At 59.0% G+C, this 21,462-nt stretch carries 22 protein-coding genes, 1 other RNA gene and 1 other annotated feature; of the genes, 13 read left to right on the top strand and 10 right to left on the bottom strand.

Annotation, left to right across the window (positions count from 1 at the left end; translation table 11 throughout):
• Nucleotides 1-54: 54 nt before the first annotated feature.
• Together ACTQ4R_RS02305 and arcC are read right to left on the bottom strand one after the other, a co-directional pair.
• Complete coding sequence (locus ACTQ4R_RS02305) at nt 55-1,329, bottom strand: BMP family ABC transporter substrate-binding protein (RefSeq protein ID WP_441625439.1); 1,275 nt, start codon at nt 1,327-1,329, stop codon at nt 55-57.
• A 246-nt stretch (nt 1,330-1,575) separates the two neighbouring features.
• Nucleotides 1,576-2,517: a carbamate kinase gene (gene arcC, locus ACTQ4R_RS02300; RefSeq protein ID WP_441625437.1), complete on the bottom strand. Its 942-nt coding sequence runs from the start codon at nt 2,515-2,517 to the stop codon at nt 1,576-1,578.
• A gap of 63 nt (nt 2,518-2,580) precedes the next feature.
• On the opposite strand from arcC, the gene ACTQ4R_RS02295 reads away from it, so the two are divergent.
• Nucleotides 2,581-2,802 (top strand): hypothetical protein, encoded by a 222-nt coding sequence (locus tag ACTQ4R_RS02295; protein ID WP_441625435.1) that lies wholly within the window; start codon nt 2,581-2,583, stop codon nt 2,800-2,802.
• 61 nt (nt 2,803-2,863) lie between these two features.
• Here ACTQ4R_RS02295 and ygeW read toward each other — a convergent pair whose 3' ends face one another.
• Both ygeW and ACTQ4R_RS02285 read right to left on the bottom strand, forming a co-directional pair.
• Entirely contained in the window at nt 2,864-4,063 is a 1,200-nt protein-coding gene (ygeW, locus tag ACTQ4R_RS02290) for a knotted carbamoyltransferase YgeW (RefSeq protein ID WP_441625433.1), read from the bottom strand.
• A 39-nt stretch (nt 4,064-4,102) separates the two neighbouring features.
• Nucleotides 4,103-5,515, bottom strand: coding sequence for a YgeY family selenium metabolism-linked hydrolase (locus ACTQ4R_RS02285; RefSeq protein WP_441625431.1), 1,413 nt, complete (start codon nt 5,513-5,515; stop codon nt 4,103-4,105).
• 233 nt (nt 5,516-5,748) lie between these two features.
• On the opposite strand from ACTQ4R_RS02285, the gene ACTQ4R_RS02280 reads away from it, so the two are divergent.
• The 3 genes from ACTQ4R_RS02280 to ACTQ4R_RS02270 all read left to right on the top strand — a co-directional run bounded on the left by ACTQ4R_RS02280 (nt 5,749) and on the right by ACTQ4R_RS02270 (nt 8,581).
• Nucleotides 5,749-6,360: a helix-turn-helix transcriptional regulator gene (locus tag ACTQ4R_RS02280; protein WP_441625429.1), complete on the top strand. Its 612-nt coding sequence runs from the start codon at nt 5,749-5,751 to the stop codon at nt 6,358-6,360.
• A 144-nt stretch (nt 6,361-6,504) separates the two neighbouring features.
• Entirely contained in the window at nt 6,505-7,065 is a 561-nt protein-coding gene (locus ACTQ4R_RS02275) for a phosphoribosyltransferase family protein (RefSeq protein WP_441625427.1), read from the top strand.
• 97 nt (nt 7,066-7,162) lie between these two features.
• Nucleotides 7,163-8,581 carry a hypothetical protein gene (locus ACTQ4R_RS02270; RefSeq protein ID WP_441625425.1) on the top strand — a complete coding sequence of 473 codons (1,419 nt, stop codon included), beginning with the start codon at nt 7,163-7,165 and terminating at the stop codon, nt 8,579-8,581.
• 69 nt (nt 8,582-8,650) lie between these two features.
• Here the strand turns inward: ACTQ4R_RS02270 and ruvX are convergent, their stop codons facing one another.
• Entirely contained in the window at nt 8,651-9,070 is a 420-nt protein-coding gene (gene ruvX / locus ACTQ4R_RS02265) for a Holliday junction resolvase RuvX (protein WP_441625423.1), read from the bottom strand.
• 297 nt (nt 9,071-9,367) lie between these two features.
• Between ruvX and rpmG the strand changes: the two genes are divergently transcribed.
• From rpmG to ACTQ4R_RS02225, 8 genes are all read left to right on the top strand, one after another.
• Nucleotides 9,368-9,517 carry a 50S ribosomal protein L33 gene (rpmG, locus tag ACTQ4R_RS02260; RefSeq protein WP_021747855.1) on the top strand — a complete coding sequence of 50 codons (150 nt, stop codon included), beginning with the start codon at nt 9,368-9,370 and terminating at the stop codon, nt 9,515-9,517.
• Nucleotides 9,518-9,552: 35 nt separating this feature from the next.
• Complete coding sequence (secE, locus tag ACTQ4R_RS02255; protein WP_441625420.1) at nt 9,553-9,765, top strand: preprotein translocase subunit SecE; 213 nt, start codon at nt 9,553-9,555, stop codon at nt 9,763-9,765.
• A 6-nt stretch (nt 9,766-9,771) separates the two neighbouring features.
• Nucleotides 9,772-10,296, top strand: a complete 525-nt coding sequence (gene nusG / locus ACTQ4R_RS02250; protein ID WP_441625418.1) for a transcription termination/antitermination protein NusG — start codon at nt 9,772-9,774, stop codon at nt 10,294-10,296.
• A gap of 121 nt (nt 10,297-10,417) precedes the next feature.
• Nucleotides 10,418-10,843: a 50S ribosomal protein L11 gene (gene rplK / locus ACTQ4R_RS02245; protein ID WP_298018526.1), complete on the top strand. Its 426-nt coding sequence runs from the start codon at nt 10,418-10,420 to the stop codon at nt 10,841-10,843.
• Nucleotides 10,844-10,950: 107 nt separating this feature from the next.
• Nucleotides 10,951-11,643 carry a 50S ribosomal protein L1 gene (gene rplA, locus ACTQ4R_RS02240; RefSeq protein ID WP_441625998.1) on the top strand — a complete coding sequence of 231 codons (693 nt, stop codon included), beginning with the start codon at nt 10,951-10,953 and terminating at the stop codon, nt 11,641-11,643.
• An 88-nt stretch (nt 11,644-11,731) separates the two neighbouring features.
• Nucleotides 11,732-11,858 (top strand) — a sequence feature (ribosomal protein L10 leader region).
• A gap of 192 nt (nt 11,859-12,050) precedes the next feature.
• Nucleotides 12,051-12,593: a 50S ribosomal protein L10 gene (gene rplJ, locus ACTQ4R_RS02235; protein WP_441625415.1), complete on the top strand. Its 543-nt coding sequence runs from the start codon at nt 12,051-12,053 to the stop codon at nt 12,591-12,593.
• A gap of 49 nt (nt 12,594-12,642) precedes the next feature.
• Nucleotides 12,643-13,011 carry a 50S ribosomal protein L7/L12 gene (gene rplL, locus ACTQ4R_RS02230; protein WP_441625413.1) on the top strand — a complete coding sequence of 123 codons (369 nt, stop codon included), beginning with the start codon at nt 12,643-12,645 and terminating at the stop codon, nt 13,009-13,011.
• A 93-nt stretch (nt 13,012-13,104) separates the two neighbouring features.
• Nucleotides 13,105-14,508: a YfcC family protein gene (locus tag ACTQ4R_RS02225; RefSeq protein WP_441625411.1), complete on the top strand. Its 1,404-nt coding sequence runs from the start codon at nt 13,105-13,107 to the stop codon at nt 14,506-14,508.
• Nucleotides 14,509-14,550: 42 nt separating this feature from the next.
• On the opposite strand, the gene ACTQ4R_RS02220 is transcribed toward ACTQ4R_RS02225, so the two are convergent.
• The 5 genes from ACTQ4R_RS02220 to ACTQ4R_RS02200 form a co-directional block, all read right to left on the bottom strand.
• Entirely contained in the window at nt 14,551-15,279 is a 729-nt protein-coding gene (locus ACTQ4R_RS02220; RefSeq protein WP_441625996.1) for a DUF554 domain-containing protein, read from the bottom strand.
• 23 nt (nt 15,280-15,302) lie between these two features.
• Nucleotides 15,303-16,022, bottom strand: coding sequence for a tRNA threonylcarbamoyladenosine dehydratase (locus tag ACTQ4R_RS02215; protein WP_441625409.1), 720 nt, complete (start codon nt 16,020-16,022; stop codon nt 15,303-15,305).
• Nucleotides 16,023-16,105: 83 nt separating this feature from the next.
• The gene (locus tag ACTQ4R_RS02210; RefSeq protein WP_441625407.1) at nt 16,106-17,662 is read right to left on the bottom strand and encodes a peptidylprolyl isomerase; all 1,557 of its coding nucleotides are present in this window, start codon (nt 17,660-17,662) and stop codon (nt 16,106-16,108) included.
• A gap of 186 nt (nt 17,663-17,848) precedes the next feature.
• Nucleotides 17,849-18,048, bottom strand: a non-coding RNA gene (ssrS, locus tag ACTQ4R_RS02205) — 6S RNA.
• 89 nt (nt 18,049-18,137) lie between these two features.
• Nucleotides 18,138-18,428 carry a DUF1292 domain-containing protein gene (locus tag ACTQ4R_RS02200; protein WP_441625405.1) on the bottom strand — a complete coding sequence of 97 codons (291 nt, stop codon included), beginning with the start codon at nt 18,426-18,428 and terminating at the stop codon, nt 18,138-18,140.
• A 304-nt stretch (nt 18,429-18,732) separates the two neighbouring features.
• Between ACTQ4R_RS02200 and ACTQ4R_RS02195 the strand changes: the two genes are divergently transcribed.
• Nucleotides 18,733-21,414, top strand: a complete 2,682-nt coding sequence (locus ACTQ4R_RS02195) for a transglycosylase domain-containing protein (RefSeq protein WP_441625403.1) — start codon at nt 18,733-18,735, stop codon at nt 21,412-21,414.
• Nucleotides 21,415-21,462 lie beyond the last annotated feature (48 nt).

Here is a 21,462-nt window from a genome sequence, read left to right as displayed (position 1 = left end):
CGGAAAGGAAAAGACGGGACTGCCAATGGCAGTCCCGTCCTTGGAACCGGGGTGTTAGTTGTTGTTCAGCTCGGTGATGCCGTCAATGCGCAGGGCAAAGTAAGGAGCGGAGCGGAGCACAGACTCCATGAAAGCGCCGCCCTCAATGGCCTCGCCGGCGTCGTTGACCCAGTCGCCGTTGGTGTCCAGACCGAAGGCGGAGGTGACGTGGCCGTCGGCGTCCACCTGATAGGAGCCGTCAGCGGCGGGCTGGCAGGTGAACTTGGAGGTATCGAACACCTTCAAGCTGCCGTCCTTGATGCCGGCCCAAGCGGCGTCCACGGCCTCCTGGGTGCCCTCAGCGCAGCTGCCGCCCAGAGCGGAGATCATGACGGCGCCGTCGGCATAGCCGCAGGCGAAATCGGTGGGGAGTTCTTCACCGGCCATGAACTCCTCCAGCATGTGCTTATACAGAACAGACCAGTTGTTCTGGGCGGAGGTCAGCGCGGCGTCGGGAGCCACGGACAGCATGTCGATGTTGTAGCCCACGGAGTAGGCGACAGTGCCCTTCTCCAGAGCCTCCTGGACAGCGGAGGGAGCGCCGGTGGAGTCAGCGTGCTGGCCGATGATGACGCAGCCGCGGGCCATCAGAGCGTTGGCGGTCTCAGCTTCCTTGGCGGGGTCATACCAGGAGTTGGTGTACTGCACGTCCATATGGGCCTCGGGGACCACGGACTGGATGCCCAGCAGGAAAGCGGTGTAGCCGCAGACCACCTCGGCATAGGGATAGGCGCCGACATAGCCTACATAGGGATCGGAGATCGTACCGGCGTCCATCAGCTCCTTGAGCTTCATGCCGGCCACCACGCCGGAGACGTAGCGGGACTCATAGGTATAGGGGAACATGTTCTTGTAGTTGCTCAGACCGGAAGAAGCGGCCAGGTCGCCGGTGCAGGCCACGAAGGTGACGTCGGGATACTCCTCGGCGGCAGCCTGCATGTGCATCTGGTGGCCATAGGAATCGGAGAAGATGATGGTGCAGCCCTGCTCCGCCAGGTCGACGGCGGTATCCTGGCAGGTCTCATCCTCGGGGATGTTGTACTTCATGACGATCTGGGACTCGGGGATGCCCAACTCTTTGCAGGCAGTCTGCAGGCCCTCGATGTGGGCGGCGTCGTAGCCGGAGTTGATGTCGTGAACGCAGATCAAGCCGATCTTCACGGCACTTTCTTCGGCGGGAGCCTCAGCGGGGGTCTCGGCAGGGGCAGGGGCCTCTTCTTTTTTCCCGCCGCAGGCGGCCAGGGCCAGGACCATGGTCAGGGCGAGAAGCATTGCAAGGAACTTCTTCATGTGCAAATCCTCCTTCAAAAAATCAAATCCTCTGTTTTTCGCGGGTGGAATGACCTTATCCACTGTCATCATACAGGGTTGGGGACAAAAATTCAACCTGAAATTTATTTTTCCGTCAGATGGAAGCAATAAAATTTCACAGCAAGCTGACCTGTTTTTCATTTAAAAATACAACAGGGGAGAAAGTGTACCAAAAAGGAGCGCGGCACTGCCGCGCTCCTTTGGGGAAAATATCCAAACAAGTGCTTACAGGGAGATGGAGGTGCCGGTGCGGCCGGCAATACCGTCCCGTGCCTTTTCCAGCAGGGTGATGAGGGCGGAGCGGCCGGGCTTGCTCTCGGCGAACTGAACGGCGGCCTGGACCTTGGGCAGCATGGAGCCGGGAGCGAACTGGCCCTGGTCCATATATTCCCGGGCTTGATCGGGGGTAAGGCTGTCCAGCCAATGCTGGTCGGGCTTGCCAAAATTGACGGCCACCTTCTCCACGGCGGTGAGGATCACCAGGTAGTCCGCGTCCAGCTGCTGGGCCAGGACACAGGAGGCGAAGTCCTTGTCGATGACGGCGGCCGCGCCTTTGAGGTGGTGTCCCTGGGAGCGGAACACAGGGATGCCGCCTCCGCCGCAGGCCACCACTACGAGGCCGGCTTCCACCATGTCCCGGATGGAGTCGATCTCCACGATGGAAACGGGCTTGGGGGAGGCGACCACACGGCGGTAGCCCCGGCCGGCGTCCTCCACTACGTCGTAGCCCCGCTCCGCCACCAGCTTTTCAGCCTCCTCACGGCTCATGAAGGAGCCGATGGGCTTGGTGGGGTGCTGGAAAGCGGGGTCCTCCGGGTCTACCTCCACCTGGGTCAGCACGGTGGAAACGCCCTTGACGATGCCGCGGTCCAAAAGCTCTTCCCGCAGGGCGTTCTGCAGGTCGTAGCCGATGTAGCCCTGGCTCATGGCAACGCAGACGGACAGGGGGCAGGGAATGTATTTTTCGGGGTCGGAACGGGTCAGCTCGGTCATGGCGGCCTGGATCATGCCCACCTGGGGCCCGTTGCCGTGGGCCACCACCACCTCGTGGCCCTCTTCGATGAGGTCGGCGATGGCGCGGGCCGTCTGCTTGACGGCGGCCATCTGCTCGGGAAGGTTATTGCCCAGGGCATTGCCGCCCAGGGCGATGACGATGCGTTTGCCCATGATAAAATTACCTCGCAGAAATATAAAAGTTGGGAGATAAGCGCGGCAATGCCGCCGCGCCTGATGGCGCGTACAAGTATTTTGCCGAAAGGCAAAATCTTGGCGAAGGCGGAATTCACTTCCGCCGAGCAGGATGAATCACGAGGGGCCCCCATGGGACGCGCAGCGTGCCATGGGGAGATTGCCGCCCAGGGCGATGACGATGCGTTTGCCCATGATAAAACTACCTCGCAGAAATATAAAAGTTGGGAAAATACGGTATTAAGCCGCGTTTGGAAACAGTAAGCCCGCCTGAGACGCGAAAAACACATATCAGGCGGGCTGCTGAAAACGAAAATGGGGCTGCTTACTTGGCGAACTCGCGCTTGGCGGCACGCTCCTCCAGAGCCTTCAGCGTGGCCTGGGGGTCCTTGCACTTGGCCAGGAAGATCATGGCGGCGATGATATAGGGCTTGAAGGAGGCCTCCTTGTACAGGGGGGTGCGGTAGCGGTCAAACACGGAGGCGTCCACCTCGCCGCTCTCGCAGGAGACGCCGGTGATGTCGGCGGGCAGGCAGTGCAGGTACAGGGCCTTGCCGTCCTTCGTCTTGGCCATCATCTCCTCGGTGCAGGCCCAATCCTTGTGCTGAGCGTTCTGGGCCAGCAGCTCCTTTTCCAGAGCCTTGATGCCGTCGAGATCGCCCTTGCCGTACAGGTCGGTGCGCTTTTCCATGGCGGCGAAGGGAGCCCAGCTCTTGGGATAGACGATGTCAGCGTCCTGGAAGGCCTCTTCCATGGAGTTGGTCTTGGTGAAGGAGCCGCCGGTGGCCTCGGCGTTCTTGCGGGCCACTTCCTCCACCTCGGGCATGACCTCATAGCCCTCGGGATGGGCCAGGACCACGTCCATGCCGAAGCGGGTCATGAGGCCGATGACACCCTGGGGAACGGACAGGGGCTTGCCGTAGGAGGGAGAGTAGGCCCAGGTCATGGCGATCTTCTTGCCCTTCAGATTTTCCACGCCGCCGAACTCGTGGATGATGTGCAGCATATCGGCCATGCACTGGGTGGGATGGTCGATGTCGCACTGCAGGTTCACCAGAGTGGGCTTCTGCTCCAGCACGCCGTCGCGGTTGCCCTCGGTGACGGCATCCACCACCTGGTGCATATAGGCGTTGCCCTTGCCGATGTACATGTCGTCCCGGATGCCGATGACGTCGGCCATGAAGGAGATCATGTTGGCGGTCTCACGGACGGTCTCGCCGTGAGCGATCTGGCTCTTGCCCTCGTCCAGGTCCTGGACCTCCAGGCCCAGCAGGTTGCAGGCGGAGGCGAAGGAGAAGCGGGTGCGGGTGGAGTTGTCCCGGAACAGGGAGATGCCCAGGCCGGATTCGAAGATCTTGGTGGAGATGTTGTTCTCCCGCATGTAGCGCAGGGCGTCAGCCACGGTGAACACGGCCTCGATCTCATCGTCGGTCTTTTCCCAGGTCAAGAAAAAGTCGCCGTTGTACATGTCCTTGAAGTTCAAGGCGTTCAGCTTGTCAATATACATCTGAAGAGTCTTATCCATGGTGATTTCTCCTTATCTTTCTGTCAAAATGTGTACGGCTTACTGGATGACGTTGTCCGTCAAGCTCTGGCGGAACTCGGTGACATCGGCGGTCTTGTTCTCCTCCTTGTACAGGCCGGGCACGGCGGCGTACAGGGCGGCGCAGGTGACCAGGTCCTGCTTCCAGGTGATCTCATTGGGAGCGTGGGCCTGGGACTCGGCGCCGGGACCGAAGCCCACGCAGGGGATGCCGTAGCGGCCCTGGATGGACACGCAGTTGGTGGAGAAGGTCCACTTGTCCGTCAGAGGACGGCCGTCACGCAGATGCATGGCGTCCAGTTTGGGGTCGGCGTCGGCATGGCCGATGCGCTTGTCGCCCCACAGGGCGTGGTGGGCGTCCACCAGGGCCTGGACATGGGCGGCGGTCTCCTTGTTGATCCAGGTGGGGAAGAAGCACTCGGTCTCATAGACCTCGCCGGTCCAGGAGGGCCGGTCATACATGTACATGCTGACCTTCACATCGTCGCCGTACTTCTTGACGCTGGGCAGGTTGCGGATCTCGTCCAGGCAGGAATCCCAGGTCTCGCCGGCGGTCATGCGGCGGTCGATGGAGATGGAGCAGCCGTCAGCCACGGCGCAGCGGGAGGGAGAGGTGTAGAAGATCTGAGAGACGGTGCAGGTGCCGCGGCTGAGGAACTGGGCGTCCTCGTAATGCTCGGGGTTGAATTCCGGGTTCAGCATCTTCACCAGGCCCTTGACCTCGTTGGAGGGACCGTCGCCGTTTTCGTTCAGAGCACGGACGTCCTGGAGAATGTCGGCCATCTTATAGATGGCGTTGTCGCCCCGGTGGGGAGCGGAACCGTGGCAGGAGATGCCCTTCACGTCCACCCGGATCTCCATGCGGCCCCGGTGGCCCCGGTAGATGCCGCCGTCGGTGGGCTCAGTGGAGATAACGAATTCGATCTTGCTGCGGGCGTCCTCCTGGCCGGCGAAATACTTGTTGACGATGTACTGCCAGCACATGCCGTCGCAGTCCTCCTCCTGAACGGAGCCCACCACCATGATCTTATAGCCGGCGGGGATGAGGCCCAGATCCTTCATGATCTTGGCGCCGTACACGGCGGAGGCCATGCCGCCCTCCTGGTCGGAGCCGCCGCGGCCGAAAATGATGTCCTCAGTCTCGTAGCCTTGATAGGGGTCAGCCTCCCAGTTGTCGATGTTGCCGATGCCGACGGTGTCGATGTGGGAATCAATGGCGATGATCTTCTCGCCCTCGCCCATCCATCCGATGACGTTGCCCAGGCCGTCGACCTCCACCTTGTCAAAGCCAAGCTTTTCCATCTCGGCCTTGATGCACATGACGACTTCCTTCTCCTCGCAGCTCTCACTGGGATGGGAGATCATATCCCGCAGGAAACGGGACATATCCGCCTTGTAGCCTTCTGCAGCTTTCTTGATCGCTTCAAAATCCATAACTCTGCCCTCCGTTATATCATTGTGATCCGCATGATGTTTAGGACTCCATGTTGTTCTCTGCTTCTATCATAGCATAAGAATCCCACTTGTCAAACAAAAAATTAGAAAACCAAAAAATTTTTTTGAAAAAGCGGTTGATTTTTCAAAAAACTATGGTATGATGATACTGGTGAACTAGATATTTTTGACGAAAAAAGGAGGGGTGTCCCACGGAAAGCAGTAAACTGGAATTGCTGAAGCAGGTGGCGAAGGGCATTGCCGCCCAGTTTGGCAGCAGCTGTGAAGTGGTGGTCCATGATCTGAGCCGCCACCCGGACCATACCATCGTCGCGATTGAAAACGGCCATGTGTCCGGCCGGAAGGTAGGCGACGGTGCTTCCCACGTGGTCATTGAGCAGATGGAGACCAACGACCCGGAGCCCAAGGACCATCTGTGCTATCTGACCAAGACGCCGGACGGCAAGATATTGAAGTCCTCCACCGTGTATATCCGCAACGGAAAGGGCAAGGTATCCGGCATCCTGGCCATCAACTATGACATCTCCCGCCTTTTGATGGTGGAGAGCGCAGTCCAGGAACTGATCTCCGTCCAGGAGAGCACCCAGTCGGAGCCGGAGAAGATCGTCAACGTCAACGACCTGCTGGAGGAGCTGATCCAGAAGTCCGTGGCGCTGGTGGGGAAGCCCGTGGCGCTGATGAACAAGGATGACAAGGTGAAGGCCATTCAGTTCCTCAACCAAAACGGTGCCTTTCTCGTCACCAAGTCCGGCGACAAGATCGCCAAATATTTCGGCATCTCCAAATACACGCTCTATTCCTATATCGACGCCAAGCAGTCTTGAATCCAGCCTGAAACGGCCGGCCTTGTGCCGGCTGTTTTTTTCGCGCTTTGCCGGCGCTTATTGACTTTCCGGCGCCGGATTGTATAATACAATTGTTGAGATTCTTCGAAAGACCCCACGTAATTTGATGAGGGAGGCAATCATATGCATTATACGCTGGAAGTGGCGGGTCTGAAGCGGGACCTGCCGATCTGCAAGGTGACAGACGATCTGTATATCGGCGCTTTCGTGGTGTTCGGGGACGCGGAGTTGACCGTGGCCTGCGCCCGGGAGCTTTTGAAGCTGGTGGACCCCGGCAGCTATGACTACATGCTCACCGCCGAGGCCAAGGGTATTCCCTTGATCCATGAGATGGCCCGCCAGTCCGGTGCCAAGAAGTACATCCTGGCCCGTAAGGGCGCCAAGGTCTACATGCCGGACCCCCTGTGCGTGGAGGATGAGTCCATCACCACCGCCGGCAAGCAGCGGCTGTATCTGGGCCGGGATGACGCGGACCTCATCCGGGGCAAGCGCATCCTCATCATGGACGACGTCATCTCCACCGGCGGCTCCCTCCATGCGCTGGAGACCCTGGTGAAGGCGGCCGGCGGTATGGTGGCGGACCGGGTGGCTGTCCTGGCCGAGGGCGGCGCCAAGGACCGCACGGACATCAAGTTCCTGGCGCCTCTGCCGGTGTTCAACGCCGACGGCACAGTCAAGGGCTGAGTACATCTAAAAAAGCGTTCCGTTTCCAGAAAACGGAACGCTTTTTTGTGGGCTTTTCCATTGCAAAACAGTCAAAACATGGTAAAATGATACTGCTATGAAAAAGAAAACTGCCTATTGGGTCCCACGGGTCACCGCCCTGGTGATCCTGTCGGCGCTGTGTATGGTTTGTTCGGCAGTGGTGCGCATTGTCTGGGCCTGCGGGGAGGACGCGATCTCCCGCCCGACATTTTGGCTCCAAATCCTCCTGCCCATCGCGGCAAACCTGCTGTTCGCGCTGATGGCCTTGACGGACTGCCGGGAGCGGCTGTACCGGACCGCCATCCCCGTGTGGATGGGCTGCGTGTTCTTCGCTGTGAAAGCGCTGGGCTTTCCCTCCAGGCTCCACACGGTGCTGTGCCTGCTGCTGTACGCGCTGGTGGCGGTGCTGTATACCGCCACGGTGACGGGATGGGTGCCATCCCAGGTGCCGCTGTGGTTTTTGTTCGGCCTGCCCATGGCATACCATATTATAATAGAGGACCGGCAAAAGGCCGGTTGGCCCCTCCATGACTGGCTGCCGGAGGTGTCCGTGCTGCTGTGCATGGCCTCCATGCTGCTTTTGAGCGTGGCGATGAAAAAGCGCCCGGTGGAGGAGGGGGCCTATATCCGCCGCTTCGGCGACCGGATGGACGGCCGGCGCCTGCGGACGCTGTCCCCCATTTTCGCTGTGTCTCCCTACATCATGAAGACCCGGAATACCTCCCAGAACTTCATCCAGGACCACATCGAGATCACCAACATGGAGCGCTACATCATCGAAAAGCGCCGGGCGGGCATGAAGAGCTTCGGCATCCTTCATGTGCTGTTGGCCTCCTATGTCCGGGCCTGCGCCCGGTATCCGGGACTGAACCGCTTTATCGCCGGCCAGAAGATCTACTGCCGGGACCGGGAGATCCAGATCAACATGACCATCAAAAAGGAGATGTCCAACGAATCTCCCGACACGGTCATTAAAGTGACCTTTGACCCCGCCGACACGGCGGAAACGGTGTACCGCCGCTTCAACGAGAAGGTCCAGCAGGTGAAAAGCGCTCCTTCGGACACCTCTTTTGATACGCTGGCCCGGGTGTTCAACTTGATCCCCGGCCTGGTGCTGAAGTGCTTTGTGGGACTGCTGCAGGCGGCTGATTACTTCGGCCTGCTGCCCCGGGCGCTGACGGACCTGTCTCCCTTCCACGGCTCCCTGTACATCACGTCCATGGCGTCCTTGGGTATCCCGCCCATTTACCACCATCTCTATGACTTCGGCAACGTGCCGGTGTTCTGCTCCTTCGGCAAAAAGCGCCGGGTGTACGAGCTGCAGCGGGACGGCTCCGTGGCCCTGCGCAAATACGTGGACTGGAACCTGGTGACGGACGAGCGGGTAGTGGACGGCTTTTACTTTGCCTCCGCCCTGCGGTACATCCACGCCCTGTTCCAGGACCCCTGGCAGCTGGACCAGCCGCCGGAAGAGGTGCGGCGGGACCAGGATTGACATTTCCAAAAAACCACCGCCCGAAAGGGGAGGGAAGATGTCCCTTCCGTCTTTCGGGCGGTATCCTGTTTAAGGGTGGCTCTTCTTATAAGTGAGGTATCCCTCCAGGATGAGGGAGGCCGCCACGGCGTCCACCACCTTTTTCCGCTTCTTGGCGTTTTTGCCGCTGTTGAACAGGATCTGGTGGGCGTCGATGGTGGTGCGGCGCTCATCCCAGAGGACCACCGGAAGGCCGGTGGCCTCCTTCAAAAGCTCCGCCATGGCCCGGGCCTTTTCCGAGCGGGGGCCCCGGGTGCCGTCCATATTGATGGGGTGGCCCAGCACCAGCTCTTCCGCGCCGTGCTCTTTGGCGAGGGCTGCGATCTGCTCCGCCACAGCCTCGGGACGGTAGGCGTTGATGACAGTGGTGAAGCCGGTGAGAAAGCCGGTGGGGTCGGAGATGGCGATTCCGGTGTGGGCGTCGCCGTAGTCGATGGCCATGATGCGCATAAAAGCCGCTCCTTATCTGGTGAAATGTAAGCTCTGTCCCTCATGATAGCACATGCGCTCCGGCGGTGCAAGGCGAAAGGGCGGACCATGAAAAATCCCGGGATTTTTTCGTAAAAAACAGTTGACCCAAGCTTTGACTTATGCTACAATCTTTCTTACCTGTGAAAAAGGGCTTTTTTGTCGTGCGCTTTTTTCGCTTTTCAAGCGCCGGCGAAGAAGTCTTTCCAAAAGGCAGGGAGGCAGTCGGTATCCCCGGCGGAGCCGTGCTGGATACCAATAATAAGGAGGTGCCGTTAGATGCGCGTAAAAGTGACCCTGAGATGCAACGAGTGCAAGCAGAGAAACTACAATACGATGAAGAACAAGAAGAATACCCCGGACAAGCTTGAGCTGAATAAGTATTGCCCCTTCTGCAAGAAGCACACGCTCCACACCGAGACCAAGTAATGGTCAACAACGAATAAGAAAGGGCGTGTAACGTAATGGCAGAAGAAGCGAAGAAGAAAAAGGACCGCGGCCTGTGGTTCCGTGAAATGAAAAGCGAGCTGAAGAAAGTCGTGTGGCCCAATCGCAAGACCGTGATCGAGAACACCGGCACTGTGCTGATGTGCTCTTTGCTGATCGGCGCCTGCATTTGGATCTTCGACGGCGTGCTGGGTGCCGCTCTGGATATGCTCCTGAGCGTTCTGGGGTAAGAAGAGATGGCAGACAGCGCGAAGTGGTATGTGATCCATACCTATTCCGGCTATGAAAATGCCGTCAAGACCAGCATTGAAAAGTTCGTGACCGGCCGCGGCATGGAGGATATGATCCTGCGGATGGAGATCCCCATGGAGACCGTGACGGAAGTCACCGATTCCGGCGCCACCAAAGAGGTGGAGCGGAAGGTGTTTCCCGGTTATGTGCTCATCAAGATGGTCATGACAGATGACACTTGGCACCTGGTGCGCAATGTCCGCGGCGTTACCGGCTTTGTCGGCAGCGCCAACAAGCCCATCCCCCTCACGGAGGAGGAAGTGCTGGCCATGGGCATGGAAAAGCACGAGATCGTTGTCAAGTACGGCGTGGGCGACCATGTCCGCATCATGGACGGCCCGCTGGCCAGCTTTACCGGCGTTGTGGAGGAGATCGAGCCCGAGAAGAACCGGGTCAGCGTGATGGTCTCCATGTTCGGACGCGAGACGCCGGTGGAACTGGAACTGGACCAGGTAGAGGTCCAGGACTGAAAACCGCACCGTTGGGTGCCGCCGCACCGGGCGTTTCCGGCGCAAGTGGGAGGGACCTCTCGTCCCGCCAAAGGCGGCTGCACAGCCGTCACCACATTTATGATTTAGGAGGTGCTACTCCGTGGCACAGAAAATTACTGGTTATGTGAAACTGCAGATCCCCGCAGGCAAAGCGACTCCCGCCCCCCCCGTTGGCCCCGCTCTGGGCCAGCACGGCGTCAACATCGCCGCCTTCACCAAGGAGTTCAACGAGCGCACCAAGAATGACATGGGCATGATCATCCCCGTCGTCATCACCGTGTACGCTGACCGCTCCTTCTCCTTCATCACCAAGACGCCCCCCGCGGCTGTCTTGATCAAGAAGGAGTGCAACATTGAGTCCGGCTCCGGTGTGCCCAACAAGAACAAGGTGGCCACCATCTCCAAGGCCTCCATCCAGAAGATCGCTGAGATCAAGATGAAGGACCTCAACGCCGCCAGCCTGGAAGCCGCCATGAGCATGATCGCCGGCACCTGCCGCTCCATGGGCGTTGTCGTGGGTGACTGATCCCCACGCCCAACTGACTGACATTTCACAACAGCCGAGCGGCTGCAAGGCCGCTCCATACAGTGGGAGGATTAATTCCGAAGAACCACTATGAGGAGGAAGTAACATTGTTTAGAGGCAAGAAATATAAGGAAAGTGCCAAGCAGATCGACAAGAACACTCAGTACGAGGCTGCTGAGGGCTTGGCTCTCATTTGCAAAACCGCCAGTGCCAAGTTCGACGAGACCGTCGAGCTGCACGTGAAGCTGGGCGTTGACTCCCGTCACGCCGACCAGCAGGTCCGCGGCGCCATCGTGCTGCCCCACGGCACCGGCAAGACCGTCCGCGTCCTGGTGTTCGCCAAGGGCGACAAGGCTGACGCTGCCCGCGAGGCCGGCGCCGATTATGTCGGCGATATGGACCTGGTGGAGAAGATCCAGAAGGAAAACTGGTTTGAGTTCGACGTGGTCGTCGCCAGCCCCGACATGATGGGCGTTGTCGGCCGCCTCGGTAAGGTCCTGGGCCCCAAGGGCTTGATGCCCTCTCCCAAGGCCGGCACCGTGACTCCCGACGTGGCCAAGGCCGTGAAGGAAGTCAAGGCCGGTAAGATCGAGTACCGCCTGGACAAGACCAACATCATCCACTGCCCCATTGGCAAGGTGTCCTTCGGCCCCGAGAAGCTGACCGAGAACTACAACGCTCTCATGGGCGCCATCGTCAAGGCCAAGCCCGCCACCGCCAAGGGCCAGTATATCCGCTCCTGCGTCGTTGCCTCCACCATGGGCCCCGGCGTGAAGATGAGCACCGCGAAGCTGATCTGATTTTTGGGGAACGCTTCGCTCCGCCTGGTTTTCGGCAGAAAATTAGGTAAAACGATATTTGAGTATTGACTTTTGTCAAATACTTGAGTATACTATCAGATGCGTTCCAAAGACAGCAGGTGGCGAAAGCCGTAAATCCTGCCGAGGGCGGCAAACATGCTTTGCTATCCGTCCTTGTGTGTCTTTGCGCACAAGGACGGTTTCCTTTTTGAACGCACCTTTGGGTATATCTGAACACCGTCGAAATGCTGTCTGACAGGTCTTTTCCGCCGTGCCGCGTTGATTTCCCTTGAGATCCGACAGGATTTCTGCGGAAAACCACCTTGCCTGGCGAAAAATCCCTTGTCATCCTGCATTCCGCCGATATTCAGATACACCCCACAAATTTCCTGGAGGTGAAAACAAGAATGCCTAACGCAAAGGTCTTATCTGAAAAGCAGGCTATCGTGGCCCAGCTGACCGAGAAGATCCAGAAGGCCACCGCGGGCGTGATTGTCGACTACAAGGGTATCACCGTTGAAGAAGACACCGCTCTGCGCAAGGAGTGCCGTGAGAGCAATGTGGATTACGCAGTCGTGAAGAACACCCTGCTCCGCTTCGCTTTCAACAACACCGGCCTGGGTGACCTGGACGATCTGCTGAACGGCACCACTTCTCTGGCTCTGTGCGATGACCCCGTGGCTCCCGCCCGTGTCATGGCCAACTATGCCAAGAAGCTGGACGGCAAGTTCGAGATCAAGGGCGGTTTCATGGACGGTAAGCCCGTGGACCTGGCCACCATCAACTCTCTGGCTTCCATCCCCGCTCTGCCCATCCTGCAGGCGCAGGTCCTGGGCAGCATGCTGGCTCCCATCACCGGCCTGGCTGTCGTCCTGAAGCAGATCGCCGAGAAGAACGGCGCTCCCGCCGAGGATGCTGCTCCCGCCGAGGAAGCCCCCGCCGCCGAATAATTCGGACGGCCCCCACATTTTAAAAATTTACTATTAGGAGGCAAATACAATGTCTGAGAAAGTTACCGCTATGATCGAAGAGATCAAGGGTCTGACCGTTCTGGAGCTGAGCGAGCTGGTGCACGCTCTGGAGGAAGAGTTCGGCGTATCCGCCGCCGCTATGGCCGCTCCCGCTGCCGCTGCCGCTCCCGCCGAGGCTGAGAAGACTGAGTTCGACGTGGTTCTGACCGGCTTTGACGCCGCTGCCAAGATCAAGGTCATCAAGGCTGTCCGTGAGATCACCGGCCAGGGCCTGGCTGAGGCCAAGGCTACCGTCGAGGGTGCTCCCAAGACTCTGAAGGAAGCCGTGTCCAAGGACGAGGCCGAGGCTCTGAAGAAGCAGCTGGAAGAGGCTGGCGCCAAGGTCGAGCTGAAGTAATTTTACTTCTGTTTCCGAGCGAAAAGCCCGGGGTAATGTACAATTACCCCGGGCTTTTTTAGGCCAAGATCAAATGAGAGAGGATTGCTCCCTGTGAAAGAAAAAAGAGAGAGAAAACTGGCATTTCCCCATACCTTTGTTATTTTGTTCTGCATCATCGCCCTTATGGCGGTATGCAGCTATGTGATCCCCGCCGGCAGTTATGAGCGCATCTTCAATGAGACTGCCAACCGCAAGGTGGTGGACCCGGATTCCTTTACCTATGTGGCCCAGAGCCCGGTGAGCTTTTTCAGCTTCCTGCACGCCATTCCCAACGGTATGGTGGAGGTAGCCGACATCATGGTGTTCATCTTTGTGGTGGGCGGCGCCTTCAATATCATCACCCAGACCGGCGCTATGGAAAACGGAATTAAAAAGCTGGCCTACCGGCTCCAGGGCCGTGAAAAGATCATCATCCCCTTGATGATGTTTGTGTTCTCCCTGGGCGGCGCCACCTTCGGCATGTCTGAGGAGACCATCATCTTCATCCCCATCGGCATCGCCCTTGCCCGGGCGCTGGGCTATGACGCCATCGTGGGCATGGCCATGGTCACCTTTGGCGCCGCCATCGGCTTTTCCTCCGGCTTCCTAAACCCCTTCACCGTAGGCGTGGCGCAGAAGATCGCCGAGCTGCCCACGTTCTCCGGCATGCCCCTGCGCATTGCCGTGTGGCTGGTGATGGTGGTCGTGGTGCCCCTGTGCATCCTGCGGTATGCCAACAAGGTCCGCAAGAATCCGGAATGCAGCTATGTCCGTGACCTGGAGCTGGCCCAGAAGGACAAGAAGATCACCATTGAGGATGTGCCCCTGCGTAGCCGGGATATTCTGGTGCTGCTGACTCTGGCCGGCGGCCTCATCATCATCGTGGTGGGCGTAATGAAGTTCGGCTGGGGCGTTTTGGATATTGCAGCCGTGTTCCTGGGCATGGGTATCCTGGGCGGAATCCTGGGCGGTACGCAGCCCAACCAGATGGCCCGGGACTTTATCGCCGGCGCCAAGGACATTGCCATGGGCGCCCTCATCGTGGGCATTGCCCGTGGAATTCTGGTGGTCATGAGCGAGGGTCAGATCCTGGACACCATCGTTCACGCCTTGGCCACCCTTATTTCCGGCCTGCCCAAAGCCGTTGCCGCTGAGGGTATGCTCATCGTCCAGTGCGTCATCAACTTCTTTATTCCCTCCGGCTCCGGCCAGGCCTCCACTACTATGCCCATCATGACGCCTCTGGCGGATATTGTGGGCATCAGCCGCCAGACGGCGGTGCTGGCCTTCCAGTTCGGCGACGGCTTCACCAACGCCATCATCCCCACCCACGGCACCCTGTGCGCGTCCCTGGGCGTTGCGGGTATCCCCTTCAACAAGTGGTTTAAGTTTGCCCTGCCCGTGGTGGCGGTGGAGCTCCTCATCTGCTCCGCCTTCGTCATCTTCGCGGCGGTCACCGGCTACGGCCCCTTCTGAGATACAAAACCTCCCCGGTCGAAAGACCGGGGAGGTTTTGTATTACATCACCATGCAGAGGAAAATCGGCAGGAAGATGGCGGGGACCAGGTTCATGACCTTGATCTTTGTGACGCCCAGCATGTTAAGAGCCAGGGCCGCGATCATCAAGGACCCCACGCAGGTCATCTCCGCGATGACGCTCTCCACCAAAAAAGGCTCCAAAAAGGAAGCGGCTAAGGCGATAAGCCCTTGGTAGAGAAACACCGCTACGGCGGAGAAAGCCACGCCGATGCCCAGGGAAGCGCCGTAGACGATAGAGCTGATGCCGTCCAGCAGGGACTTGGCAAACAGGGTGGAGTGGTCTCCGGTGAGACCGTCGTTGAGGGCGCCCACAATGGCCATGGCACCCACGCAGAACAGCAGGGAAGCGGTGACAAAGCCCTCGGACACAGAGGCCGATTGGCCGCCGTGGACCAAGTGGGCGGTGCGGGCCTGCACCCAGTCACCCAGGGAGCGCATCCGCTTGTCCAGGTCCAGCAGCTCTCCGATGATGGAGCCGATGACCATGGACAAAATGGCAATGAGGGCGTTTTCCCCTTTCAGACATCCGTCGATGCCGATGTAGAGGATGCACAGGGCCACGCCCTGCATGATAATAGTCTGGAGGCGAAGCCCCAGACTGCTGGCGTCGTCCAGGGACGCGGAAAACTTGCCGGCCAGCCGCTTGAGCAGTATGCCGGCCACGGAGCCAGCTAAAATGGCCAGTGCGTTGACGATTGTACCTGTCAGCATATATTCTCTTCTTTCTTTATTCACAGGCGGGAGACCAGGTCCCGGACCACGGCGCTGCCCAGCAGCAGACCGGCTGTGGCCGGCACCCAAGGGGTGCTGGCGGGGACGCTGCGGCGGCCGGGAGGTGGGGCCTCCAGCTGCTGGGCGGGAGCAGGCTCCTCCGGGCTGAATACAACTTTCAAATGGTGGATACCCCGGCTGCGCAGCTCCTTGCGCATGACCCGGGCCAGGGGACAGCCGTACGTTTCAGAAATGTCCGCCAGCCGCAGGAGGCTGGGGTCCAGCTTGTTTCCGGTGCCCAGAGCCATGACCAGGGGGATGCCCAGCCGGAGGGCGGTCTCCGCCAGGTCCAGCTTGCAGCTGACCAGGTCAATGGCGTCCACAATATAGTCATACCGGCAGCCGGCAGGGAAAAAGCTGTCCCGGTGGGCGGCGTCATAGGTGCCGCAGATGGGGTGGAGCTTCAGCGCGGGGTTGATGTCCCGCAGCCGCGCCGCCACCGCGTCGGTCTTGTTCTGCCCGATGGTGGAGTGCAGCGCCTCCAGCTGGCGGTTGAGGTTTGTGAGGCCCACGGTGTCGTTGTCCACGATGGTCAGCTCTCCCACGCCGGCCCGGGCAAGGCACTCCGCCGTGTAGCTGCCCACACCGCCGAGTCCGAAGAGGATCACATGGCTTTCCGCCAGACGGTGCTGGCCCTCCTGTCCCCACAGCATCTGGTTGCGCAAAAATTGTTGTTCCATTGGTCACATTCCCCTCAGATGAAGCCAAAGAGAGCCGGCTTTGGATCGCAAAGCCGGCTCCATGGCCTTATTTCGGAACTTTCTCAGCCAACGTAGCGAATGCCGCTCTGCTGTTCGGCGGTATAGCCGGCGGTCAGATCCGTGTACCAGGTGGTCATGTCATCGCTCACCAGGTCGTCCCGCACCTGGCTCTTCCAATAGGGAAGGTCCGTGCTGACGAAGTACATGATATGATAGCCCTTATAGCTGGTGCTTTCGCCATAGACGATGCCGGTGTCACCGCTCTTGCGGATGGGGTCAAAGCTCCAGTCGTTGAATTCCTGGACCATCTGGCCCTTGGGGAAATCACTGTACAGGCCGCCGGTGGTGTTGGAGCCGGGGTCCTCGGAATACTCATTGGCCATGGCGGCGAAAGAATCCTCAGTGGCCTCGCCGGCTTTCCACTGGGCCAGCAGGTCCTCAGCCTGGGCCAAGGTCTCGTCCTTCAGAGCCTGGAGATCGGCCTCATAGGTCTCGGATTCAGAATCCAAGTCGCTGTCGTCAACTTTCAGCAGGATATGACGGACGGACACGGTGTTGTAATCGTCCCGGAAGCGCTCACCGAAGGAGACCACGTAATAAGCGGAAGAGGCGGTATCCTCCAGCACGGCGGAATCGCCGGCCTTGCGGGCACTGTCGAACAGCCAGTCGCCCAGGGTGTCAGCGCCATAGGAGGTGCCGTCGGAGTTGGTGTAATAGGTGTCATCGGTGGACAGGGACTCCAGGCTCGCGCCGGCCTGGAAGGCGGCGTAGATGGAATCGGCGGTCTCCTTGGCCTGGGCCATAGCGTCGGCCTTCATGTCATCCGTGACCTCGACGGTGTTGCCGTCGGCATCGGTGGTGGGAACAGAGCCGCTGACGCGGATGGACTGGTAGGCCACCTTGTCATAATTGTTGGGATTGGCGGCGTATGCCTCATCCAGCTGGGCGTCGGTATAGGTGAGGCTCTCACTGTGGGCGGTGGCGTAAGCCTGGGCCAGGGAGGTGGCCTTAACCTGCTGGGTAAAGACCTTCTCCGTCATGGTGGAGCCGTAGTTGGCGGTGAGGTACTGCTTGAAAGAAGTGTAGTAGCCGGAGGAGGCGACATTTTCCTTTAGGGAGGAGATGCTACTGTCCAGCTGGGACTGCATCTCATCGGTCCAGGTGAAGCCTTCCGCCGCGGCGCTGTCGTTCAGAGCCTTGACGGTGATCATCTGCTGGAGGGTCTGGTCCATGAAATAGTCGAACCAGGTCTGGCCGTCCTCACTGCCGGGATAGGTCTGCTCCCGCAGATCCGTGCTGGTGTCCAGACCCATGTAGCTGAGGAAATAGTTGTTCTGGTTCACAAAGTTCTGATAGGTCTGCTGGAAATAGTAGCTCACTTCAGCGGCTGTGTACTTTTCACCGTCGATGACAGCGGCGGTAGCCTTTTTCTGAATGATCTGAGACTTCCATACCAGAGATACCACGGCGACCAGGACGAATACCACAGCGATGGCGGCATACACCATGTTGCTGCGCTTTTCGGCCTTGCGCTGCTGGGCCTCACGGGCAGTCTTGGGATCGGTCCAGTCGGTTTTGGACAGATCCTGACGGGTCTTTTTTTCTCTTGATGCGCTCATTTGTTGTTTCAGTCCTCTCAAATATTCGGTGCAGGTTTCAAACCAGTTGGTTACGCACTTGTTCATTATACTGGATATGAGCCTAATTCGCAAGAGTTAATTCGTTTCTTCCACAATAATGCACCAAGCTGAAAATTTTCTGAAAAAACGGACAGAGCATTTCTGCTCTGTCCGTCAGACGGTTCCAAGGACCCCGCGGTGGCCGTGTAGACCTCGTTATAACCTGCACCTTTACGGACAGGTGGGTCGCCTCCAAGGCGCTTTATCGCTTCCAACTTCCAGCCGCAGAAGGCAGCCGGGAGGCCTGCGAACCACGACTTGATCCGGCATCCCGTATAACGAAATGTGGGTTAAAAAAAGATCTATCACGAACCACGCAGGGTGGACCGAAGTCCTGCTACAACGGTATCACATCGGGAAAAGAAATGCAATCGAAACTCTGTTCGCCCAGGCTGGAAATTTTAGGGCGAGGAGATCACTCCTCATCCTCGTCGTCGAACAGCTCTTCCATGAACAGCTGGTAAACGGCCTCGGCCTCCTCCTCAGTGTCCGGGGTGGAGAGCAGGTCCTCGCCGTCCTCGTGGATGACCTTCAAGATCACAAGGCCGGTATCCTCCTCGTCCTGTTCCTCTCCCTCTTCCTCGGCGGGGAAAAAAGCTTGATACTGCTGACCATTATACTCCAGCATGGAGACGAACTCCAGCACGGTCTCCTGTCCGTCCTCGTCGGTGACGGTGATAAAAGTGGGGCCGAAATCTTCAGACATAGCAGCGGGCTCCTTTTTGTTAGGTTGGTTCTATTGTACCCGACTTCCCCGGTGATTGCAAGGGGAAGAAGTTTTCAAAATGTGGGAAAGTGAGGCGGATTTCAAATCTTTTACATGGAGCTAAATAAAAAAATGATGGTAAACGGGAACTTTTTCTGCGGTAAAGACGACTTTTTCAGTGTTGACAGGGGATGTTACAATAGTAAGTATTATGGCGTATCATGAGCCTCTGCCTCCGTTGAAGTAAAAACGGCACGGCAGACCGCTTTTGCGGACATTTTGAATGAAAAAGGAGGTGCCTGCGTTGGAACACGGAAGACGGGAACCGGCGCCGGATCGGACGCCCCGCAGTCACGAGACCAGGCAGCGTAAAAGCACCAGGAGGAACCGGGGAAGGAGCGTGGGGTTTGCCCTGGGGACCCTTGTCCTCATCGGCATCTGCACCGCGGCGATGATCGTGGGCATTTTTATGACCTACGTAAAAACCACCTTGACGCCCACCCTGGAGGTGCGGGCGGAGGACTATACCATGAACCTCAGCTCCCACATCTATTATCAAGACAAAGAGAGCGGGGAGTGGGTGGAGTACCAGACCCTGTACGGCAAGGAAAACCGCATCTGGGTGGACATTGAGGACGTGCCGGACGCCATGTGGCAGGCAGTGGTGGCCATCGAGGACCACCGCTTCTTCGACCACCACGGCGTGGACTGGAAGCGTACCGCCGGCGCCACGCTGAATATGTTCATCGGCATGAAGGATACCTTCGGCGGCTCCACCATCACCCAGCAGCTGCTGAAAAACATGACCGGCGACGACAGCCCCACGGTGAACCGCAAGGTCCGGGAGATCTTCCGGGCCCTGGAGTTTGAGAAGAATTACACCAAGGAGCAGATCCTGGAGCTGTATCTCAACACGATTTATCTGGGCAAGGGCTGCTACGGCGTCCAGACCGCCGCCAACTACTACTTCGGCAAGGACGTTTCCCAGCTGAGCGCGGCGGAGTGCGCCTGCCTCATTGCCATCACCAACAACCCCTACCAGTATGGCCCCATGTCCACCCTGGTCATCACCCGGGAGGACGGCACCAAGGTCACCGCACGGGAGCTGAACAAGTCCCGGCAGGAGCAGATCCTGGACCGTATGGCCGGCGGCGGCGACACGGGCTTGACCTATCTGACAAAGGAAGAGGCCGAGGCCGCCAAGGCGGAGGTCCTGCATTTCACTGACGGTACCACTTCCGCGGAGGACCTGGTGGCGGAGGCCAGCGGCGGCGTTAAGATCAACTCCTGGTTCGTGGACCAGGTGTTCCTGGATGTTGCCAACGACCTGGCGGAGAAGGAGAAGATTTCCGTGGAGGCCGCCAAGCAGAAGATCTACAACAGCGGCTATAATATTTACACCACCCTGGACCCGGACATCCAGGAGATCGCGGAGTCGGTCTATGAGGACCGGAGCAATTTGGATGTGACCTCCCGCAGCGGCCAGAAGCTGCAGTCCGGCATCACCATCATCGACCCCTACACCGGCGATATTGTGGCTATGGTGGGCAAGGTGGGGGAGAAGGAGGCCAACCTCATCTGGAACTACGCCACCTGCCGCCGGCAGCCCGGTTCCTCCATCAAGCCTCTGACGGTGTACTCCCCCGCACTGGATGCCGGCGTCATCACCATGGCGTCCACGTTTGACAACTACCCGGTGCGCCTGCTGAACGACAATCCCTGGCCCAAGAACTCCCCCAACCGCTACACCGGCTGGACCACGCTGGCCCGGGGCGTTGCCAGCTCCATCAACACCGTGGCGGTGCAGGTAGTGGAAAAGCTGACCACCTCCGCCTCCTATGCCTTCGCTACGGAAAAGCTGGGACTGAACCTGGTGGCTGACGACATCAATACCGCGGCCCTGGGTCTGGGCGGCTTGACCCACGGCCTGAGCACCGTGGAAATGGCGGCGGCTTACGCCTGCTTTGCCAACGGCGGCGTGTACCATGAGCCCCGGACCTATGTGAAGGTCACCGCCTCTGACGGTGTTACCACCATTCTGGAAAATGAGAGCGAAGAGCATGTGGCCATGAAGGAGACCACGGCCTATTTCATGAACACCCTGCTCCAGGGCGTCGTTACCGGCGGCACCGGCAGCAGCGCCCGGTTCAGCGGCATGACCATCGCCGGCAAGACCGGTACCACCAGCGAAAACTACGACCGCTACTTTGTGGGCTATACGCCCTATTATGTGGCCGCGGTGTGGACAGGCTATGACCAGAACGAGAAGATCAGCTATTCCGGCAACCCGGCCATCACCATGTGGAAAAAGGTCATGCAGCAGGTCCACCAGGACCTGCCCAACAAGTCCTTCTCCACGCCGGAGACGGGGTTGGTCAGCGTTAAGGTCTGTGCAGACAGCGGCCTTTTGCCTACGGAGGCCTGCATGGCGGACGTGCGGGGCGAATCCCGGGTGCGGACCGTCAGTGTGGTCAAGGGCACGGAGCCGACAGAGCAGTGCACGCTCCATACCTTCGTGGACTATTGCACGGAGGGCAAATGCCTGGCCGGCGAGAATTGCCCGGCGGAGAGCGTGAAACAGGTGGGTGTGCTGGATTACGTCCGGGAGGACTACGGTGAGACCATCCAGGCGGAAGACGATCCCTACCTCTTGGTGAACTTGCAGAAGGCTGTGGAGCCGCAGCCGCCCACGGAGGAAAATCCCGCCGGTACGGCCGGCGGATGCCCGGTCCACAACCAGGCGCCCGTGGTGCCGGATGTACCTGTGGTCGATCCTGACGATCCCAATTATGATCCCAGCGGCGGCTTTGGCGACGCGGGTATGGAAAAACCCGGCGGCGAAACAACACCCATCATCCCGGCGGAGCCCGAGCAGCCCACGACACCCACGGAGCCCACGCAGCCCACAGACCCCAGCGGCGGCTTTGGCGACGCCGGCGGTGACTGGTGGCAGGGCTTCTGGGAGGAGCAGCCCTCCAATCCGTGAATCCGTTAAAAAACCAGCGTTTCCCGAAAGGGAAACGCTGGTTTTTTA

The sequence above is a fragment of the Dysosmobacter sp. Sow4_B12 genome (genome assembly GCF_052116665.1).
GTDB lineage: Bacteria > Bacillota > Clostridia > Oscillospirales > Oscillospiraceae > Oscillibacter.
The sequence above is the reverse complement of the archived record's forward strand: the minus strand, read 5'-3'. Positions and strand labels throughout refer to the sequence as shown.

Bases quoted from the DNA above. Each gene is read 5' to 3' on its own strand.
- secE (WP_441625420.1), top strand. From the start codon at position 9,553: ATGGCAGAAGAAGCGAAGAAGAAAAAGGACCGCGGCCTGTGGTTCCGT.
- ACTQ4R_RS02295 (WP_441625435.1), top strand. From the start codon at position 2,581: ATGGCGCGTACAAGTATTTTGCCGAAAGGCAAAATCTTGGCGAAGGCG.
- ygeW (WP_441625433.1), bottom strand. From the start codon at position 4,063: ATGGATAAGACTCTTCAGATGTATATTGACAAGCTGAACGCCTTGAAC.
- ACTQ4R_RS02215 (WP_441625409.1), bottom strand. From the start codon at position 16,022: ATGGAACAACAATTTTTGCGCAACCAGATGCTGTGGGGACAGGAGGGC.
- rpmG (WP_021747855.1), top strand. From the start codon at position 9,368: ATGCGCGTAAAAGTGACCCTGAGATGCAACGAGTGCAAGCAGAGAAAC.
- ACTQ4R_RS02305 (WP_441625439.1), bottom strand. From the start codon at position 1,329: ATGAAGAAGTTCCTTGCAATGCTTCTCGCCCTGACCATGGTCCTGGCC.
- rplL (WP_441625413.1), top strand. From the start codon at position 12,643: ATGTCTGAGAAAGTTACCGCTATGATCGAAGAGATCAAGGGTCTGACC.
- ACTQ4R_RS02210 (WP_441625407.1), bottom strand. From the start codon at position 17,662: ATGAGCGCATCAAGAGAAAAAAAGACCCGTCAGGATCTGTCCAAAACC.
- ACTQ4R_RS02275 (WP_441625427.1), top strand. From the start codon at position 6,505: ATGCATTATACGCTGGAAGTGGCGGGTCTGAAGCGGGACCTGCCGATC.
- arcC (WP_441625437.1), bottom strand. From the start codon at position 2,517: ATGGGCAAACGCATCGTCATCGCCCTGGGCGGCAATGCCCTGGGCAAT.
- ACTQ4R_RS02285 (WP_441625431.1), bottom strand. From the start codon at position 5,515: ATGGATTTTGAAGCGATCAAGAAAGCTGCAGAAGGCTACAAGGCGGAT.
- ruvX (WP_441625423.1), bottom strand. From the start codon at position 9,070: ATGCGCATCATGGCCATCGACTACGGCGACGCCCACACCGGAATCGCC.
- ACTQ4R_RS02200 (WP_441625405.1), bottom strand. From the start codon at position 18,428: ATGTCTGAAGATTTCGGCCCCACTTTTATCACCGTCACCGACGAGGAC.
- ACTQ4R_RS02270 (WP_441625425.1), top strand. From the start codon at position 7,163: ATGAAAAAGAAAACTGCCTATTGGGTCCCACGGGTCACCGCCCTGGTG.
- nusG (WP_441625418.1), top strand. From the start codon at position 9,772: ATGGCAGACAGCGCGAAGTGGTATGTGATCCATACCTATTCCGGCTAT.
- rplJ (WP_441625415.1), top strand. From the start codon at position 12,051: ATGCCTAACGCAAAGGTCTTATCTGAAAAGCAGGCTATCGTGGCCCAG.